This window comes from Rhizobium sp. BK602 (assembly GCF_014195095.1).
Lineage (GTDB): Bacteria > Pseudomonadota > Alphaproteobacteria > Rhizobiales > Rhizobiaceae > Rhizobium.
Map to the genome: position 1 here is coordinate 901,064 of NZ_JACIBC010000001.1, position 15,864 is coordinate 916,927.

18 protein-coding genes are annotated in these 15,864 nt (G+C 61.9%); 2 read left to right on the forward strand and 16 right to left on the reverse strand.

From position 1 onward, the window contains the following. Nucleotides 1-101 precede the first annotated feature (101 nt). Both FHX11_RS04360 and FHX11_RS04365 read left to right on the forward strand, forming a co-directional pair. Complete coding sequence (locus FHX11_RS04360) at nt 102-1,322, forward strand: bifunctional 2-C-methyl-D-erythritol 4-phosphate cytidylyltransferase/2-C-methyl-D-erythritol 2,4-cyclodiphosphate synthase (RefSeq protein ID WP_184355402.1); 1,221 nt, start codon at nt 102-104, stop codon at nt 1,320-1,322. Further along, nucleotides 1,319-1,819 (forward strand): CinA family protein, encoded by a 501-nt coding sequence (locus FHX11_RS04365; RefSeq protein WP_184355403.1) that lies wholly within the window; start codon nt 1,319-1,321, stop codon nt 1,817-1,819. Before FHX11_RS04360 ends, FHX11_RS04365 begins: the two co-directional genes overlap by 4 nt. On the opposite strand, the gene FHX11_RS04370 is transcribed toward FHX11_RS04365, so the two are convergent. The 16 genes from FHX11_RS04370 to FHX11_RS04445 all read right to left on the reverse strand — a co-directional run bounded on the left by FHX11_RS04370 (nt 1,810) and on the right by FHX11_RS04445 (nt 15,807). After that, nucleotides 1,810-2,253, reverse strand: a complete 444-nt coding sequence (locus tag FHX11_RS04370) for a type II toxin-antitoxin system RatA family toxin (protein WP_184355404.1) — start codon at nt 2,251-2,253, stop codon at nt 1,810-1,812. The two genes, FHX11_RS04365 and FHX11_RS04370, sit on opposite strands and share 10 nt — an antisense overlap. Nucleotides 2,254-2,262: 9 nt before the next feature. Beyond that, nucleotides 2,263-2,829 carry an AAA family ATPase gene (locus FHX11_RS04375; protein WP_184355405.1) on the reverse strand — a complete coding sequence of 189 codons (567 nt, stop codon included), beginning with the start codon at nt 2,827-2,829 and terminating at the stop codon, nt 2,263-2,265. 52 nt (nt 2,830-2,881) lie between these two features. Beyond that, nucleotides 2,882-3,529 (reverse strand): AAA family ATPase, encoded by a 648-nt coding sequence (locus FHX11_RS04380; protein WP_246780876.1) that lies wholly within the window; start codon nt 3,527-3,529, stop codon nt 2,882-2,884. Then, nucleotides 3,489-4,082, reverse strand: a complete 594-nt coding sequence (locus tag FHX11_RS04385; RefSeq protein ID WP_184355406.1) for an AAA family ATPase — start codon at nt 4,080-4,082, stop codon at nt 3,489-3,491. The genes FHX11_RS04380 and FHX11_RS04385 overlap by 41 nt, the downstream gene beginning before the upstream one ends. A gap of 163 nt (nt 4,083-4,245) precedes the next feature. Next, a complete protein-coding gene (gene lipA, locus FHX11_RS04390) occupies nt 4,246-5,217 on the reverse strand; it encodes a lipoyl synthase (RefSeq protein ID WP_184355407.1) in 972 nt (323 codons plus the stop codon). 36 nt (nt 5,218-5,253) lie between these two features. Next, nucleotides 5,254-5,502, reverse strand: a complete 249-nt coding sequence (locus FHX11_RS04395; RefSeq protein WP_047454741.1) for a GlsB/YeaQ/YmgE family stress response membrane protein — start codon at nt 5,500-5,502, stop codon at nt 5,254-5,256. A 73-nt stretch (nt 5,503-5,575) separates the two neighbouring features. Then, a complete protein-coding gene (locus FHX11_RS04400; protein ID WP_184355408.1) occupies nt 5,576-5,833 on the reverse strand; it encodes a GlsB/YeaQ/YmgE family stress response membrane protein in 258 nt (85 codons plus the stop codon). A gap of 62 nt (nt 5,834-5,895) precedes the next feature. Continuing rightward, nucleotides 5,896-7,341 (reverse strand): dihydrolipoyl dehydrogenase, encoded by a 1,446-nt coding sequence (gene lpdA, locus FHX11_RS04405; protein WP_184355409.1) that lies wholly within the window; start codon nt 7,339-7,341, stop codon nt 5,896-5,898. Nucleotides 7,342-7,395: 54 nt separating this feature from the next. Next, nucleotides 7,396-8,037 carry an SGNH/GDSL hydrolase family protein gene (locus tag FHX11_RS04410; RefSeq protein ID WP_184355410.1) on the reverse strand — a complete coding sequence of 214 codons (642 nt, stop codon included), beginning with the start codon at nt 8,035-8,037 and terminating at the stop codon, nt 7,396-7,398. A 25-nt stretch (nt 8,038-8,062) separates the two neighbouring features. After that, the gene (locus FHX11_RS04415; protein WP_184355411.1) at nt 8,063-9,409 is read right to left on the reverse strand and encodes a pyruvate dehydrogenase complex dihydrolipoamide acetyltransferase; all 1,347 of its coding nucleotides are present in this window, start codon (nt 9,407-9,409) and stop codon (nt 8,063-8,065) included. 15 nt (nt 9,410-9,424) lie between these two features. Further along, the gene (locus FHX11_RS04420) at nt 9,425-10,798 is read right to left on the reverse strand and encodes a pyruvate dehydrogenase complex E1 component subunit beta (RefSeq protein ID WP_184355412.1); all 1,374 of its coding nucleotides are present in this window, start codon (nt 10,796-10,798) and stop codon (nt 9,425-9,427) included. Nucleotides 10,799-10,816: 18 nt separating this feature from the next. After that, entirely contained in the window at nt 10,817-11,860 is a 1,044-nt protein-coding gene (gene pdhA, locus FHX11_RS04425; protein ID WP_184355414.1) for a pyruvate dehydrogenase (acetyl-transferring) E1 component subunit alpha, read from the reverse strand. A gap of 157 nt (nt 11,861-12,017) precedes the next feature. Beyond that, a complete protein-coding gene (locus FHX11_RS04430; RefSeq protein WP_184355415.1) occupies nt 12,018-12,329 on the reverse strand; it encodes a septum formation initiator family protein in 312 nt (103 codons plus the stop codon). Nucleotides 12,330-12,558: 229 nt separating this feature from the next. Then, the gene (gene eno / locus FHX11_RS04435; protein ID WP_184355417.1) at nt 12,559-13,833 is read right to left on the reverse strand and encodes a phosphopyruvate hydratase; all 1,275 of its coding nucleotides are present in this window, start codon (nt 13,831-13,833) and stop codon (nt 12,559-12,561) included. A 250-nt stretch (nt 13,834-14,083) separates the two neighbouring features. Beyond that, the gene (gene kdsA, locus FHX11_RS04440; protein ID WP_184355419.1) at nt 14,084-14,923 is read right to left on the reverse strand and encodes a 3-deoxy-8-phosphooctulonate synthase; all 840 of its coding nucleotides are present in this window, start codon (nt 14,921-14,923) and stop codon (nt 14,084-14,086) included. Then, on the reverse strand, nt 14,920-15,807 hold the full coding sequence (locus FHX11_RS04445; RefSeq protein WP_184355422.1) for a VOC family protein: 888 nt from the start codon (nt 15,805-15,807) through the stop codon (nt 14,920-14,922). The genes kdsA and FHX11_RS04445 overlap by 4 nt, the downstream gene beginning before the upstream one ends. Nucleotides 15,808-15,864 lie beyond the last annotated feature (57 nt).

Sequence of the window (15,864 nt, forward strand, 5' to 3'; positions counted from 1 at the left end):
GGTCCTGGTCTGGCGATTTGTTTAGCATGATCTTGCCCAAGAACCGCTTCACGATTTTTCGAGGATCATGCTGGAGCGAAGCCTTTCATCGCTGGGGGTTTATGACGCAAATGCACTCAACGCAACCGATGTCGATCGGAATCGTGATCGTTGCAGCCGGACGCGGCGAGCGCGCTGGGGCACCCGAGGAAGGCCCCAAGCAATATCGCCCGATCGGCGGCAGGCCGGTTATTGCGCATACGCTTGAAAAATTCGTGACATGGCCGCAGGCCGCAAGGGTCGTGACCGTCATCCACCGCGATGACGAGGCCCTGCTCCGCTCGGCGCTGCAATCGCTTGCCGATTCGTCCGGCATCGAGATCGCCATCGGCGGCGCCACCCGCCAGCAGTCGGTTCTTTCCGGGCTCAGACACTTGTGCGACACCGGCATCACGCATGTGATGATCCACGACGCCGTGCGCCCCTTCTTCGATCAGGACCTGCTCGATCGCGTCGCCGCTGCACTGGCCGCCGGAGCGCCTGCCGTGCTGCCTGCCATGCCGGTGACGGATACGCTGAAGCGAGCCGATGCCGAGGCGCTGGTGACGGAAACCGTGCCCCGCGCCGGTCTCTACGCCGCGCAGACGCCGCAGTCCTTCCGCTTCGCCGACATATTGGCGGCGCATGAGAAAGCCGCCGCCGAAGGCAAGTCGGATTTCACCGACGATGCGGCGATCGCCGAATGGTCCGGCCTGCCGGTCACGGTCGTTGCCGGCAGCGCGGACAATGTCAAACTGACGATCAAGAGGGATATCGCCATGGCCGATGAAAAGCTTTCCGCCGGCCTGCTGCCGGATGTGCGCACCGGCAACGGCTATGATGTCCATCAGCTCGAACCGGGCGATGGCGTGACGCTCTGCGGCGTCTTCATTCCGCACGACCAAAAACTCAAGGGCCATTCGGATGCGGATGTCGCGCTGCATGCGCTGACGGACGCCCTGCTCGCCACCTGCGGTGCCGGCGATATCGGCGATCATTTTCCGCCGTCCGATCCGCAATGGAAAGGCGCCCCCTCGCGCATCTTCATCGAGCATGCGGCAAAGATCGTCCGCGAGCACGGCGGCACGATCATGAATGCCGATGTCTCGCTGATCGCCGAGGCGCCGAAGGTTGGGCCGCATCGCGAAGCCATGCGTGGCAAACTCTCGGAATTCCTCGGGATCGACATCGAGCGCTGCTCGGTCAAGGCGACCACGAATGAGACGATCGGCTTCGTCGGCCGCCGCGAGGGCATCGCGGCCATCGCGACGGCGACCGTCGTCTATCGCGGAGGCAGGCCATGAGCCATTTTCCCGAGGAAATCCTGACGCTTGCCCGCGATATCGTCACCGATTTCACGGCCAGGGGCTTGATGGTTGCCACGGCGGAATCCTGCACGGGCGGACTGATCGCCGGGGCGCTGACCGAGATCCCCGGTTCTTCGGCGGTGGTCGATCGCGGCTTCGTCACCTATACGAATACGGCCAAGATGGAGATGCTCGGCGTCCAGGAGCGGACGCTTGCGCAATTCGGCGCCGTGTCGAAGGAGACGGCCCTGCAGATGGTCCATGGTGCCCTCTTCCGCTCGCATGCCGATCTCGCCGTTGCCGTCACCGGCATCGCCGGACCGGGCGGCGGATCGGCGGACAAGCCGGTCGGCCTGGTCCACCTCGCCGCCAAGGCGCGCACGGGCTCCCTCATCCATCGCGAAATGCGCTACGGCGATATCGGGCGTGACAAGATTCGTCTCGCCACCGTGCAAACGGCACTGGAAATGCTGGTAAGCGTCGCTCAGCCGTAAATCTTGCCGGCGCGCGCCTCGAAGGCATCCGTGAACATGCGGAAGGCGCGATCGAACATCGAGCCCATCAGGGCGCCGAGAATGCGGCTCTTGAACTCGTAATCAATGAAGAAATCGATGCTGCTGCCGGTTTCCGTCGGCTGGAAACGCCAGCGGTTGTCGAGATATTTGAACGGTCCGTCGATATATTTCACATCGATCGCCCGCTCCGCCTTGTTGAGCAGCACCTGCGTCGTAAAAGTCTCGCGGATCGCCTTGTAGCCGACGGTCATGTCGGCGACCAGCAGGACCTTGCCGTCACGCTCCTTGCGGTTGCGGATGACCAGCGCCTCGCAGAGCGGCAGGAATTCCGGATAGCGTTCGACATCGGCAACGAGATCGAACATCTGGTCAGGCGTATGCGGAACGGGGCGGTGCGTTTCAAACTGAGGCATGAGCGGCAATTAAGCAGGACGGCCCAGAAGATCAAGAAGCTCACGCATGTCGCCGCGGGATTTTAACTGCAAAACCGGCACATCCGGGCCATGCTGCGCAAGGCCGGCCAGGACCTTGGGCGCGAATTTGCGTTCCCAATCCCAGATATAGCGCAGGAATTCCCAATCGATACGTTCGGGGCAGCCCGGCGCCATGTCCGGGCGAGACCGCCCCAACCACCGGGCCGCCCTCGACAAAGCACCCCACATGCACAGGCGACGCGGCATGCGCACCCAGAGAACCAGCTCCGTGCGCGGCAATCTCAGATCAAAGCTTGACGGTGCCGTTCCATCGATCAGCCAGCGCGCCTCGGTAACCTTGGCCGCAATCAGCGCGCGCTCCTCCGCCTTGTCTCGCTTTACCCAGCCCGGCAGCCAGAAAAATTCGCGATCCATCGAGACGTAGGGCAAGTTTGCGCACGCGCAGATCTTCCGCGACAGTGTCGTCTTACCGCCGCCGGAGCAGCCCATGACGAGAATGCGATCGGCGATCCTGAGACGGGCTACGCCTTCGGCTATACTGCTCAATTCCTTCATGTTTCATCTCCCTAAAGCAGTCCATATCGGCACCATGAAATCATGGTTGCGGTCACTCGGGAGCGTCGAGAAGATTGAGAAGCGCGCGCATCTGCCGGCGGCTCGTCAATTGCAGCACCGGAATGCCAGGACCATACTCGGCAAGGCCGGCAACGATCCTGGGCGAATACACCTGCTCAAAGGTCCAGATGAACCGCAGAAATTCCCACTCGATCTTTTCCGGGCAACCGGGCGCCATGTCCGGGCGCGTCCGCCCAGTCCATTTGAACCATCTGGAAACGGCACCCCACAGGCAAAGCAGCCGCGGCATGCGCACCCAGATGACGACATCGCTCCTCGGCAGGCGCAGGTCGAATGTCGTGGTGTTGGTGCCATCCATGATCCAGCGATCCTGTGCCACTTTCTCCGCGATGATGCGTTTGCGCTCCGTTTCGTCGCGCTCAGCCCAGCCGGGAAGCCAGCGGACATCCCTGTCGAGCGACACATAGGCGAAGCCAAACCGCTTCGCGATCTTCTGCGACAAGGTCGATTTCCCTCCGCCGGAACAACCGATGACGAGAATGTGGTCCGCCGCGCGGATTAGATTAGCCGCCAGATCCAAATCGTTGATTTCACCGCGTAAAGAAGAAGACGATCTCTGATCCACGCCAATCTCCCATTCAGATTTTCGACTGAAGGCACGCCAGCAGCGCATCGCCATCGCGGTAGGATCTCAACATCACCACAGGCACATGTTGCCCGTGACGTGCCAGCATCTCGTCGAACTGCGGCGCCTCCTCACGCTCGAAATTCCAGACGTAGCGGATGAAGGTCCATGTCAGCCGCTCCGGACAGCCCAGCGCCATTTCCGGCCGCGTCCTACCCCTGAAACGCAGCCAGCGCCAGAAAATGCCATAGAGCGCGACGTGGCGAGGCGGACGCCGCCACAGCACGATATCGGCCCGCGGGAGGCGCAGTGGCAGCGTGCCTGGGCTGTTGCCGTCCATAATCCAGCGCGGCCCGTCGACCGCCTGCTTGATCCGCTCGATAAACTCCGCGCGTGGCCGCGGCTTCCAGCCAGGCAACCAGAAGACATCGCGGTCCATCGACACGTAGGTCAATTCGCGCAGCTTGGCGATCGCCTGCGCCAATGTGCTCTTACCGGTGCCGGCACAGCCGACGACGAGGACGCGTTCGGCATTCTGGAGGATGGATGCCGCTGTCTCGATATCGACGACATAGGATGGCGCTTGCGGCGCGACGATCTGCTCCACGGTCCAGCTCCATCTCCATAATGAATCTTGACGGACAGCCCCACCGGCAACACACGGCGGGGCGTGTCCTTTAGGCTGCGCAGATGATGGTTTGATGACGGCACAAACGAAAACCGCGGCAAGATCGCCGCGGTTCGTTCAAAAAGCAAGAGCCTATAAAATTCTACTCGGCGGCGAGCAGAACCTTCTTTTCGCGTGCCGCCCGCAGCCGGGCAAAATCGTCGCCGGCGTGATGGGACGAGCGTGTCAGCGGGCTGGAGGCGACCATCAGGAAGCCCTTGGTATAGGCGACCGTCTCATAGGACTTGAACTCCTCCGGGGTGACGAAGCTCATGACCTGATGGTGCTTGCGGGTCGGCTGCAGATACTGGCCGATCGTCAGGAAGTCGACATCGGCGGTCCTGAGGTCGTCCATCAGCTGCAGCACTTCATTGCGCTCTTCACCGAGGCCGACCATGATGCCGGACTTGGTGAACATGGTGGGATCAAGTTCCTTGACCCGCTGCAGCAGGCGGATCGAGTGGAAATAACGGGCACCGGGGCGCACCGTCAGATAGTTGCCAGCCACGGTTTCCATATTGTGATTGAAGACGTCGGGCTTGGCGGCCACGACGCGCTCCAGCGCGCCGGGCTTCTTCAGGAAGTCGGGCGTCAGGATTTCGATCGTGGTCGTCGGCGAAGCGGCGCGGATGGCCCAGATGACCTTCTCGAAATGCTCGGCGCCGCCGTCGGCCAGATCGTCGCGGTCGACGGAGGTGATGACGACGTGGCTGAGGCCCATCTCCTTGACGGCCTTGGCGACATTTTCCGGCTCGGCCATGTCGAGCGCATTCGGCTTGCCGGTCGCGACATTGCAGAAGGCGCAGGCACGGGTACAGATCTCGCCCATGATCATGAAGGTGGCGTGCTTCTTGTCCCAGCACTCGCCGATATTCGGGCAGCCGGCCTCCTCGCAGACCGTTACGAGCTTGTGCTCCTTCACGATCGAGCGCGTCTCGGCATAGCCCTTCGATGTCGGCGCCTTGACGCGGATCCAGTCCGGCTTGCGCAGCACTTCCGTGTCCGGCCGATGGGCCTTCTCCGGATGCCTGACGCGCTTTGCCTCAGGATTGATCGTGTCGAGTATCGTGACCATGAAACGTCTACTTTCCGCCGCTTGCCCGCGGCCTCTTCATCGCCGGGCGAATTTGGCGAGGAATATCAGAATGCATGCACCAATGAAACCGGTGACGAAAAAACCGAATCTGCCGCCGGGCACGCCGACATGCAGGCCGGCGAGAATGGCAGCCGCAACCACCGAACCGGCAATACCGAGGACGATGTTGAGGATGACGCCATAGCGCACCTCCATCAGCTTGCCGGCGAGCCATCCCGCCAAACCGCCGATGATAACCAGACCCAGCCAGCCGATACCTTCCATCACACCCTCGCGCCAAGCGCTTCTTGAAGCATGCCACCCAGGAAAACCGCCCCGCGTTTTTCCCGGAACTGATCTAGGCGATCAACCTCGCCAGCAGCACCACAACGATCGCACCGACGGTCGCGTGAATGATCTCGACCACTAGCGGGCTCTCAATGCCCAGCGAGATCCCGAACCAGCTGAACAGGAACCCGCCAACGAAAGCACCGATCACGCCACTGACCAGGCAACCGATCAAACCGCCGCCGCCACCGACGATCAGGCTGGCGAGAAACCCCGCTACCAGACCGATCAGAAGAAAGACGACCCAGCCTTCCGCACTGATAGACATGATGATTTCCTTTGCTATTTTCCACCCTCAACAGAGAGGATAGAGGGCCTGCAAGGAAATTATCAAGCGTTCAGCACGCGGCCGTAGGCGTCCAGCACGGCTTCCTTCATCGATTCCGAAACGGTCGGATGCGGGAAGATCGTGTGCATCAGTTCCTCTTCCGTCGTCTCCAGGTTCATGGCAACGACGAAGCCCTGGATCAGTTCGGTCACTTCCGCGCCGACCATGTGAGCACCGAGCAGCTCGCCGGTCTTCTTGTCGAAGATGACCTTGACCATGCCCTGATCCTCGCCGAGCGCGATCGCCTTGCCGTTGGCGACGAAGGAGAAGCGGCCGACGCGGATATCGCGGCCGAGTTCCTTGGCCTTGGCTTCCGTCAGGCCGACAGAAGCAACCTGCGGATGGCAATAGGTGCAGCCCGGAACCTTGCTCTTGTCCGTCGGATGAACATTCGGCAGGCCGGCGATCTTCTCGATGCAGACGACACCCTCGTGCTCGGCCTTATGCGCCAGCATCGGCGGGCCGGCGACATCGCCGATCGCATAGATGCCCGCAACATTGGTCTTGCCATAGCCGTCAACGACGATGCAGCCACGATCGGTCTTCACGCCGAGCGCTTCCAGGCCGAGGTTCTCGATGTTGCCCTGCACGCCGACAGCCGAGATCATGCGGTCGGCAACGATCTGCTGCACCTTGCCGTCTTCCGTCTCGACATGGGCAGTGATGCTGTTGGCACCCTTCTCGACCTTGATGACCTTCGCCTTGGTGAAAATCTTCAGGCCGCGCTTTTCAAGCTGCTTGCGGGCGATACCGGAGATTTCGGCATCCTCGACCGGCATGATGGTCGGCATGACTTCGACGACGGTGACGTCGACGCCCATGGAGCGGTAGAAGCTCGCGAATTCGATGCCGATGGCGCCCGAGCCCATGACCAGCAGCGACTTCGGCAGGACGTCCGGCTTCAGCGCTTCGAAATAGGTCCAGATCAGCTTGCCGTCCGGCTCGATGCCAGGCAGCGCACGCGGACGGGCGCCGGTAGCGATGATGATATGCTTGGCGGTGTAGGTGCCTTCGCCCTTGACGTTCTTCGGCAGCGGATGCTGCGGCTCGACGACGGGCTTGGTCGACTTGCCGACGACGATCTCGCCGGGCTTGGTGATCTTGGCTTCGCCCCAGATCACGTCGACCTTGTTCTTCTTCATCAGGAAGCCGACGCCCTGATTGAGGCGGGCGGAAACGCCGCGCGAGCGGGCAACGACCGCCTTGACGTCGGCGCTCACCTTGCCCTCGAGAACAAGGCCGTAATCCTTCAGGTGATTGGAATGGTCGAGGATCTCGGCCGAGCGCAGCAGCGCCTTTGTGGGTATGCAGCCCCAGTTCAGGCAGATGCCCCCCAGGTGCTCGCGCTCGACGATCGCGGTCTTCAGGCCAAGCTGGCCGGCACGCACGGCGGCGACGTAGCCGCCCGGACCGGAGCCGATGATGATGACGTCGTAATTCTCAGCCATATGTTTCCTGCCTTCTTGGTGGCGGCCGGTAAAGCGTCAGCCTGCCTTGATTTGTTAAAGTCCGAGCATCATGCGCGCGATCGGCTCGAGGCCGCGACCGAGCGCCCGGGTATTTTCAGCATCGAGATGCACGCCATCGAGGGGCGTGGTGACGGCAACCGAGCCGCCATCGAAAAAGCCGCAGCCTTCCTCGTCGGCCAGATCGCGATAGAGCGTGGCGAGCTTGCCCGATTCCGTGACCGCGCCGAGGAAGCTGGCGGCGAAGGCCTCATTGGCGGTTTCGGAAACGACAGGCGGCGCCACGATCAGAATCTCGGGAGCATCGTACTCGAACCCCCATGCATGATTGCGCACCAGCCTGATCAGCCGCCGGATACCCTGCATCGCCGCGAAAGCGGAGCCCGCCACCACCGGCTTCATGTCATTGGTGCCGAGCATGATGATGACGAGATCGAGCGGCCCATGCGTCTGCAGGATTGTCGGCAGCACCCTCGCACCGTTGCGGTCGCAATCGGCCAAATGATCGTCGAAAGCGGTGGTGCGGCCGTTCAGTCCTTCCGGAATGATCCGGGCGTGATCGCCGAGCGCCTTCTGCAGCACGCTCGGCCACCGGTCTTCATAGGCATGCCGGTCGATCGTCTCGGCGTTATAACCCCATGTGAGCGAGTCGCCATAACACAGCACGGTCTTGGTCATGCATGCCTCCGTTCGACGACAAGCCTCAGACGAGCATCCCCATCGGGTTTTCGATGTAGGTCTTGAAGGCACCCAGGAGCTCGGCGCCGAGCGCACCGTCGACGGCGCGATGGTCGGTCGACAGCGTAACGGTCATCACGGTGGCAATCGCCATTTCGCCCTTCTTGACGATCACCCGCTGTTCGCCCGCGCCGACGGCCAGGATGGTCGCATGCGGCGGGTTGACGACGGCGGCGAAGTTCTTGACACCCATCATGCCCATGTTGGACACGGCGGTGGTGCCGCCCTGATATTCCTCGGGCTTCAGCTTGCGTTCCTTGGCACGCTTGCCGTAGTCCTTCATCTCGTTGGAGATGGCAGACAGCGTCTTCACCTCGGCACTGCGGATGATCGGCGTGATCAGGCCGCCCGGAATGGAAACGGCAACGCCGACATCGGCATGCTTGTGCTTGACCATGGCGCTGTCGGTCCAGGAGACGTTGGCATCCGGCACGTCGCGCAGCGCCAGCGCCAGGGCCTTGATGACCATGTCGTTGACCGAGAGCTTGTAGGCCGGAGCACCGTCCTTCGACTTCGGCGCGGCATCGTTGAGCTGCGTGCGCAGCGCCAGCAGCGCATCGAGTTCGCAATCCACGCTGACGTAGAAATGCGGAATGGTCTGCTTGGATTCCTGCAGGCGCTTGGCGATGGTCTTGCGCATGCCGTCATGCGGCACAAGCTCGTAGGAACCGGGCTCGAACAGCTTGAGAACAGCGTCGTCCGACTGACCCTTGGCCGCGGCAGGCGCAGCAGCGGCCGGCTGGGCAGCGGGGGCGGCAGCCGGGGCCGCCTTGGCAACGCCGCCACCGGCAACGACCGCCTCGACGTCCTTCTTGATCACCCGGCCATGCGGACCGGAGCCAGCGAGAGCGCCGACATCGATGCCGGCTTCCTTGGCGAGACGGCGGGCGAGCGGCGAGGCGAAGGTGCGCTGACCATCCGCTGCCGCGGCGGGAGCCGGGGCCGCGACAGGCGCGGCGGAAACGGTCGGAACCGGAGCAGCGGCGGGGGCGGAAGCAGCCGGAGCGGCTTCGGCCTTCGGCGCGGCGGCCGGTGCACCGGCGCCGGAAGCAGCGGCGGCAACATCCTCGCCATCGGCGGCAAGCACGGCGATCAGGGCATTGACCTTGACGCCTTCGGTGCCGGCGGGAACGACGATCTTGGCAACGGTGCCTTCATCGACGGCCTCGACTTCCATCGTCGCCTTGTCGGTCTCGATCTCGGCGATGACGTCGCCGGACTTGATCTTATCGCCTTCCTTGACCAGCCATTTGGCGAGGTTGCCCTCTTCCATGGTCGGCGAGAGGGCAGGCATGGTGATGTTGATAGGCATCGATGAGCCCTCCCCTTATTTGTAGCAAACGGCCTTCACCGCATCGACCACTTCGCCGACGTTCGGCAGCGCCAGCTTCTCGAGGTTGGCGGCGTAAGGCATGGGTACGTCCTTGCCGGCGATCGTCAGGATCGGCGCATCGAGATAATCGAAGGCCTGCTGCATGACGCGGGTGGCGATTTCCGTGCCGACGGAGGATTGCGGATAGCCTTCCTCGACGGTGACCAGACGGCCGGTCTTCTTGACGGATTCGATGACCGTCGGAAGATCCATCGGGCGGATGGTGCGCAGGTCGATCAGCTCGACATCGATGCCCTGGGCTTCCAGCTCGGCGACAGCCTTCGTAGCATAGGTCATGCCGATGCCGAAGGAGACGACCGTGACGTCCTTGCCGGAGCGATGAATGCGGGCCTTGCCGATCGGCAGAACGAAATCGTCAAGCTTCGGCACTTCGAACTGCTGGCCGTAGAGAATTTCGTTTTCCAGGAAGATGACCGGGTTCGGATCGCGGATGGCAGCCTTCAGCAGGCCCTTGGCGTCGGCTGCCGTGTAAGGCATGATGACCTTGAGACCGGGGATCTGGCTGTACCAGGCCGCATAGTCCTGGCTGTGCTGGGCGCCGACGCGGGCTGCCGCGCCGTTCGGGCCGCGGAAGACGATCGGAGCGCCCATCTGGCCGCCCGACATATAAAGCGTCTTGGCGGCGGAGTTGATGATGTGGTCGATCGCCTGCATGGCGAAGTTGAAGGTCATGAACTCGACGATCGGGCGCAGGCCGGCCATGGCCGCACCGACGCCGATGCCGGCAAAGCCGTGCTCGGTGATCGGGGTGTCGATGACGCGGCGGGGACCGAATTCCTGCAGCAGACCCTGGGTGACCTTGTAGGCACCCTGATATTCGGCAACTTCCTCACCCATGACGAAGACGTCCGGGCTGGTGCGCATTTCCTCGGCCATGGCGTCGCGCAGCGCTTCACGCACCGTCATCGTCACCATTTCCGTGCCGGCCGGGATTTCCGGATCGGCGGGTGCCGCAGCCTTCGGCTGCGCGGGAACCGGAGCCGGAGCAGCTGCTGCCGGTGCTTCCGCCTTGGCCGGTTCGGCCGCCGGAGCCGGCTTGGAAGCCGAGATATCCGCAGCGGATTCACCGTCCTGCAGCAGGACCGCGATCTTGGTATTGACCTTGACACCTTCGGTGCCGGCGTCGATCAGCAGCTTGCCGATCGTGCCTTCGTCGACGGCCTCCACTTCCATGGTGGCCTTGTCGGTTTCGATTTCGGCAATGACGTCACCGGAAACGACCTTGTCGCCTTCCTTTTTCAGCCATTTCGAAAGCGTGCCCTCTTCCATCGTCGGAGAAAGGGCGGGCATGAGAATATCGATGGGCATGGGTCGTCCCTCCCCGAATTAAAGCAGAATGTCGGTGTAGAGCTCGGATGCATCCGGCTCCGGATCGGACTGGGCGAAATCGGCACTGTCGGCGACGATGTCGCGGACATCCTTGTCGATCGCCTTCAGATCGTCTTCCGTTGCCCAGCCCTTTTCGAGAAGGCGAAGACGAACCTGTTCGATCGGATCGTGCTCGGAGCGCATCTTCTGCACTTCGTCCTTGGAACGATACTTGGCCGGGTCCGACATGGAGTGACCACGATAGCGATAGGTCATCATTTCCAGAATGATCGGGCCCTTGCCGGAGCGGCAATAGGCGACCGCTTCATCGGCCGCGGCCTTGACGGCGCGCACGTCCATGCCGTCGACCTGGATACCGGGAATGCCGAAGGAGGCACCACGCTTGGAGAAATCGGCCTGCGCGGTGGCGCGTGCCGTCGACGTGCCCATGGCGTAACGGTTGTTCTCGATCACGTAGATCACCGGCAGCTTCCAGAGCTGCGCCATGTTGAAGCTTTCGTACACCTGGCCCTGGTTGGCGGCGCCATCGCCGAAATAGGCGACGCTGACATTATCATTGCCGCGATACCAGTTGGCGAAGCCGAGACCGGTGCCGAGCGAAACCTGCGCACCGACGATGCCATGGCCGCCGTAGAAATTCTTTTCCTTGGAGAACATATGCATGGAGCCGCCCTTGCCTCGGGAATAGCCGCCCCGGCGTCCGGTGAGCTCGGCCATGACGCCACGGGCGCTCATGCCGGTGGCCAGCATGTGGCCGTGGTCGCGGTAGCCGGTGATAACCTGATCGCCGTCCTTCAACGCCAGCTGCATGCCGACGACGACAGCTTCCTGACCGATATAAAGGTGACAGAAACCGCCGATGAAGCCCATGCCGTAGAGCTGACCGGCCTTCTCCTCGAAGCGGCGGATCAGCAGCATCTCACGATAAGCCTCGAGCTCCGCGTCGCGGTCGAATTCCGCGATCGGACCACCATTGGTCTCCTTGGCTGGCCTGGACGTAGTCTTGCGGCTGGAAACGGACGCGGATTTGCGCGGCGCCATTCAACCCTCCCTGTGTGAGTAGCCTCGTTCTATCGTGCCGCGTAACATAGGGAAGATTGTCCGCCACAGCAATGCTATAATTGCATGGCTCATATTCTCCGCAAATCATTGTTATAATTGCGAAAAATTCGATTAACCGGAATTCTGTTAATTATGGCTATTTATTGAAAATCACGACTTCGTTGTCTTTGGAATAGGTCAGCTGATAGCGCGCGTATTGATCGAGCATATCCTTGTCCAGCGAGCCGTCGCTGAGCAAGGCTACCGCCTTTTCGAGATGCTCGCGCCTGGCGACGAGATCGGCAAGCTCCTTGCCGCGCTCGATGCGCCGCTGCTCGAAAACCTCCGTCGCCTTCAGGCCGTAGTCGCCATGAATGCAATGATAGCCGAAATAGCTGACGAAGGCGATCGTGATGGCAGGAAGAACAAAACGACCCAGTCTTCTCTTCTTATGATATTTCGTCCACATACTCGCCCGCTCGAACGCCCTACAGAACCATGATCGCCCCTCCTGCCCCGGCGCGAAGGCGGGGGCAGACTCGGATAAGATCACGCCAAATCAAACATCTGGGGCGACTCTAGCGGGCAGAGATTAACCATCCGTTGACCCTAACATTCCCTCAACGAAAAACCGCGCCCGAAGGCGCGGCTCGATGATCGTGCGGGATTGGATGGAGGCCCGCAGGCCTCCGGCCTTATCAGCCGCGAAGGATGGAGCGGCCGGCATACTTTGCCTGCGGGCCGAGCGCTTCTTCGATGCGGATGAGCTGGTTGTACTTGGCAAGACGGTCGGAGCGCGACAGCGAGCCGGTCTTGATCTGGCCGCAGTTGGTGGCAACCGCGAGATCGGCGATCGTGGAATCCTCCGTCTCGCCCGAGCGGTGCGACATGACGGCCGTGTAGTTGGCCTTGTGCGCGGTTTCGACGGCGTCGAGCGTTTCCGTCAGCGAGCCGATCTGGTTGACCTTGACGAGGATCGAATTGGCGACGCCCATGCGGATGCCGTCGCGAAGACGGGCGGAATTGGTGACGAACAGATCGTCACCGACGAGCTGCGTCTTCTTGCCGATCAGGTCGGTCAGGATCTTCCAGCCTTCCCAATCGTCTTCGGCCATGCCGTCTTCGATCGAAATGATCGGGTATTTGGCGGCGAGTTCGGCGAGGTATTCAGCCATGGCGCCGGATTCGAGCGTGCGGCCTTCGCCTTCCAGCACGTACTTGCCGTCCTTGAAGAACTCGGTCGAAGCGCAATCGAGGCCGAGAGCGACCTCCTCACCTGGCTTGTAGCCGGCCTTTTCGATCGACTTCATGATGAAGTCGAGGGCGGCCGGAGCGCTGGAGAGGCCCGGTGCAAAACCGCCTTCGTCGCCGACATTGGTGTTGTGGCCCTGGGAAGCCAGTTCCTTCTTGAGGACGTGGAAGATTTCTGAACCAATGCGCACGGCGTCGCGGAAGGTGTCTGCGCCGAGCGGCAGGATCATGAATTCCTGGAAATCGATCGGGTTATCGGCATGGGCGCCGCCGTTGATGATGTTCATCATCGGAACCGGCAGCAGGCGGGCATGCGCACCGCCGACATAGCGGTAAAGCGGCAGGTTGGAGCTCTGCGCGGCAGCCTTGGCGGTTGCCAGCGAAACGCCGAGGATGGCGTTGGCGCCAAGGCGCGACTTGTTCGGCGTGCCGTCGAGCTCGATCATGACGCTGTCGATCTGGATCTGGTTTTCAGCGTCCATGCCGCCGATCGCATCGAAGATCTCGGTGTTGACGGCCTCGACCGCCTTTTCGACGCCCTTGCCGTGGTAACGCTTGCCGCCGTCGCGCAGTTCGACAGCCTCATGCGCGCCGGTCGAGGCGCCCGACGGAACCGCCGCGCGGCCCATGCTGCCGTCTTCGAGGTAGACATCGACTTCGACGGTGGGATTGCCACGGCTGTCGAGAATCTCGCGGGCGATAATGTCGGTGATTGCGGTCATGATAGCTTCCTGCTCGCTGGGTTATAAATCGATTGAAATCGTCTTAATCGAAGGCGCGGAAATTTCAATGCCGCTCCGCGCTTCGATCCGGTATTCCTTCAGGCCGCGTTATCGCAAATACATGTCAGCCTGTTGAATGCCGGCTAGAGCGTTTCCGCTTTTCTTCGAATCGCGAAAACCCTCTGTCTCTTTGTTTCAACGCAATTCCGGACGGAAAACCGCTTCGCACTTTTCCTGGAATTGCTCCAGTTCATGCCTTGGCGATCGCGTCGAAGGCCAGCAGCTTCTCCAGAAGCCGCGGCATATCCTTCAGATAGACCATGTTCGGACCATCGGAAGGCGCATTGTCCGGGTCCTCATGCGTCTCGACGAAAAGGCCGGCAATGCCGACGGCGACAGCGGCCCGCGCCAGGGTCTCCACGAAACGGCGGTCGCCGCCCGTCGAGCCGCCCTGCCCGCCCGGCTGCTGCACGGAATGGGTGGCGTCGAAGACCACCGGCGCGCCCATGGCCGCCATGATCGGCAGCGAGCGCATGTCGGAGACCAGCGTGTTATAGCCAAAGGAGGCGCCACGCTCGCAGAGCAGGATATTCGGATTGCCGCTGTCGTTCAGCTTGGCGAGCACATTCTTCATGTCCCAGGGCGCCAGGAACTGGCCCTTCTTGACGTTGACGACCCGGCCGGTCTTGGCGGCGGCGACGAGAAGGTCCGTCTGACGCGACAGGAACGCCGGAATCTGCAGGATATCGACCGTCTTGGCGACCAGGGCGCACTGCTCTTCCGTGTGGATGTCGGTTAGCACCGGGAAGCCATATTCCTTCTTGAGATCGGCAAAGACCTCCAGCGCCTTTTCCAGACCGATGCCGCGCTTGCCGGAAAGCGAAGTGCGGTTCGCCTTGTCGAAGGACGACTTGTAAACAAGACCGACGCCGAGCTTGTCGCACAATTCCTTCAGCACGCCGGCGATCATGAAGGCATGCTCGCGGCTTTCCATCTGGCAGGGGCCGGCGATCAGCGACAGCTTGGCGGTGTTGGAAAACAGGACCTTGGATGCGCCTTCGCCGACGATCACTTGCGAATTCGTGCTCATGCTATCTCCTCAAAGGCGAACAGCGCGCCCTGTCCGGGGGCTGGCTTTGCCAATATGCGGTTGTTCTTACGCGTGTAGGTGACGCCGTTAGCAGCCAAATGCGTCGATGTCACGGAAAGATCGCGCGTCTTGAAAAGGATTGCGCGCGCTCGCAGGCCCGGATCGAGGGTCTGCACCGGAAAATCATAGAAAGCCTCCATGCCCGCCGGGGCCAGTATCTCGATCCTGGCATTGTCCACCTCGACCGTGACGCCGAAGGAGTGCTCGGCGATTTTCGGCCCGCGGGCGAGCTTTTCGAAAAAGTCGCGAAACTCCGCCGGCCTCGGTGTTGACACCGCAATCCTGGCGATACCGGTGACACCATTGGCGTGGCGCTCCAGGGCGCTGCGATCGGCCGGCAGCGGATTGATGCGCTGGCAGCAGAAGGCAAGAAAATCCGGAGACCGCAGATCGGCGGCGAAAGCCAGGCGGAAGCCCGCTATGGTCTCCGAGCCGTCCGGCATGCGCATCGGCCGCGAGAAATCGAGCATGCGCCCCGCCGACATGGCATTCGCCTGAAACCGCTTGTCGTCGGCACCGGCATCGCCCGTGCCGAACACAATGGCCGAGAAGCCCTCCTCACCGACGCGAAAACGATAGGCCCGGTCACGGGCAACGAAGACATTGCCCTTCTCGATGCTCGCCTCATAGTCCTCCCGGGACGCAATGCCCAGAGGCTCCAGATAGGTCTTGTCGGCGAGGAAGACGCAGGCATTCACCGTGCCGAAGGGATGGCGGGCGTCGGGCGCAACGGTAAAGCCGAGTTTGCCCAGCCGTTCGCGCGCGAGCGCGATATTGACCGTCGGCAAAACGAGATGATCCAGCGGATGCGGCAATGAGACCATGGCTTCCCCCTTCATGCGCCTCGCAGGTTTGCGCTCTTCGGCCCTTCAATTCAAGAC

Excerpts from the sequence above, each read along its gene's own strand:
- FHX11_RS04395 (WP_047454741.1), bottom strand. The coding sequence starts at position 5,502 with ATGGAAGGTATCGGCTGGCTGGGTCTGGTTATCATCGGCGGTTTGGCG.
- FHX11_RS04430 (WP_184355415.1), bottom strand. The coding sequence starts at position 12,329 with ATGTGGACGAAATATCATAAGAAGAGAAGACTGGGTCGTTTTGTTCTT.
- FHX11_RS04380 (WP_246780876.1), bottom strand. The coding sequence starts at position 3,529 with ATGGCGATGCGCTGCTGGCGTGCCTTCAGTCGAAAATCTGAATGGGAG.
- FHX11_RS04420 (WP_184355412.1), bottom strand. The coding sequence starts at position 10,798 with ATGCCCATCGATATTCTCATGCCCGCCCTTTCTCCGACGATGGAAGAG.
- FHX11_RS04375 (WP_184355405.1), bottom strand. The coding sequence starts at position 2,829 with ATGAAGGAATTGAGCAGTATAGCCGAAGGCGTAGCCCGTCTCAGGATC.
- FHX11_RS04415 (WP_184355411.1), bottom strand. The coding sequence starts at position 9,409 with ATGCCTATCAACATCACCATGCCTGCCCTCTCGCCGACCATGGAAGAG.
- pdhA (WP_184355414.1), bottom strand. The coding sequence starts at position 11,860 with ATGGCGCCGCGCAAATCCGCGTCCGTTTCCAGCCGCAAGACTACGTCC.
- lpdA (WP_184355409.1), bottom strand. The coding sequence starts at position 7,341 with ATGGCTGAGAATTACGACGTCATCATCATCGGCTCCGGTCCGGGCGGC.
- eno (WP_184355417.1), bottom strand. The coding sequence starts at position 13,833 with ATGACCGCAATCACCGACATTATCGCCCGCGAGATTCTCGACAGCCGT.
- FHX11_RS04365 (WP_184355403.1), top strand. The coding sequence starts at position 1,319 with ATGAGCCATTTTCCCGAGGAAATCCTGACGCTTGCCCGCGATATCGTC.
- lipA (WP_184355407.1), bottom strand. The coding sequence starts at position 5,217 with ATGGTCACGATACTCGACACGATCAATCCTGAGGCAAAGCGCGTCAGG.
- FHX11_RS04445 (WP_184355422.1), bottom strand. The coding sequence starts at position 15,807 with ATGGTCTCATTGCCGCATCCGCTGGATCATCTCGTTTTGCCGACGGTC.
- FHX11_RS04410 (WP_184355410.1), bottom strand. The coding sequence starts at position 8,037 with ATGACCAAGACCGTGCTGTGTTATGGCGACTCGCTCACATGGGGTTAT.
- FHX11_RS04400 (WP_184355408.1), bottom strand. The coding sequence starts at position 5,833 with ATGTCTATCAGTGCGGAAGGCTGGGTCGTCTTTCTTCTGATCGGTCTG.
- kdsA (WP_184355419.1), bottom strand. The coding sequence starts at position 14,923 with ATGAGCACGAATTCGCAAGTGATCGTCGGCGAAGGCGCATCCAAGGTC.
- FHX11_RS04360 (WP_184355402.1), top strand. The coding sequence starts at position 102 with ATGACGCAAATGCACTCAACGCAACCGATGTCGATCGGAATCGTGATC.
- FHX11_RS04370 (WP_184355404.1), bottom strand. The coding sequence starts at position 2,253 with ATGCCTCAGTTTGAAACGCACCGCCCCGTTCCGCATACGCCTGACCAG.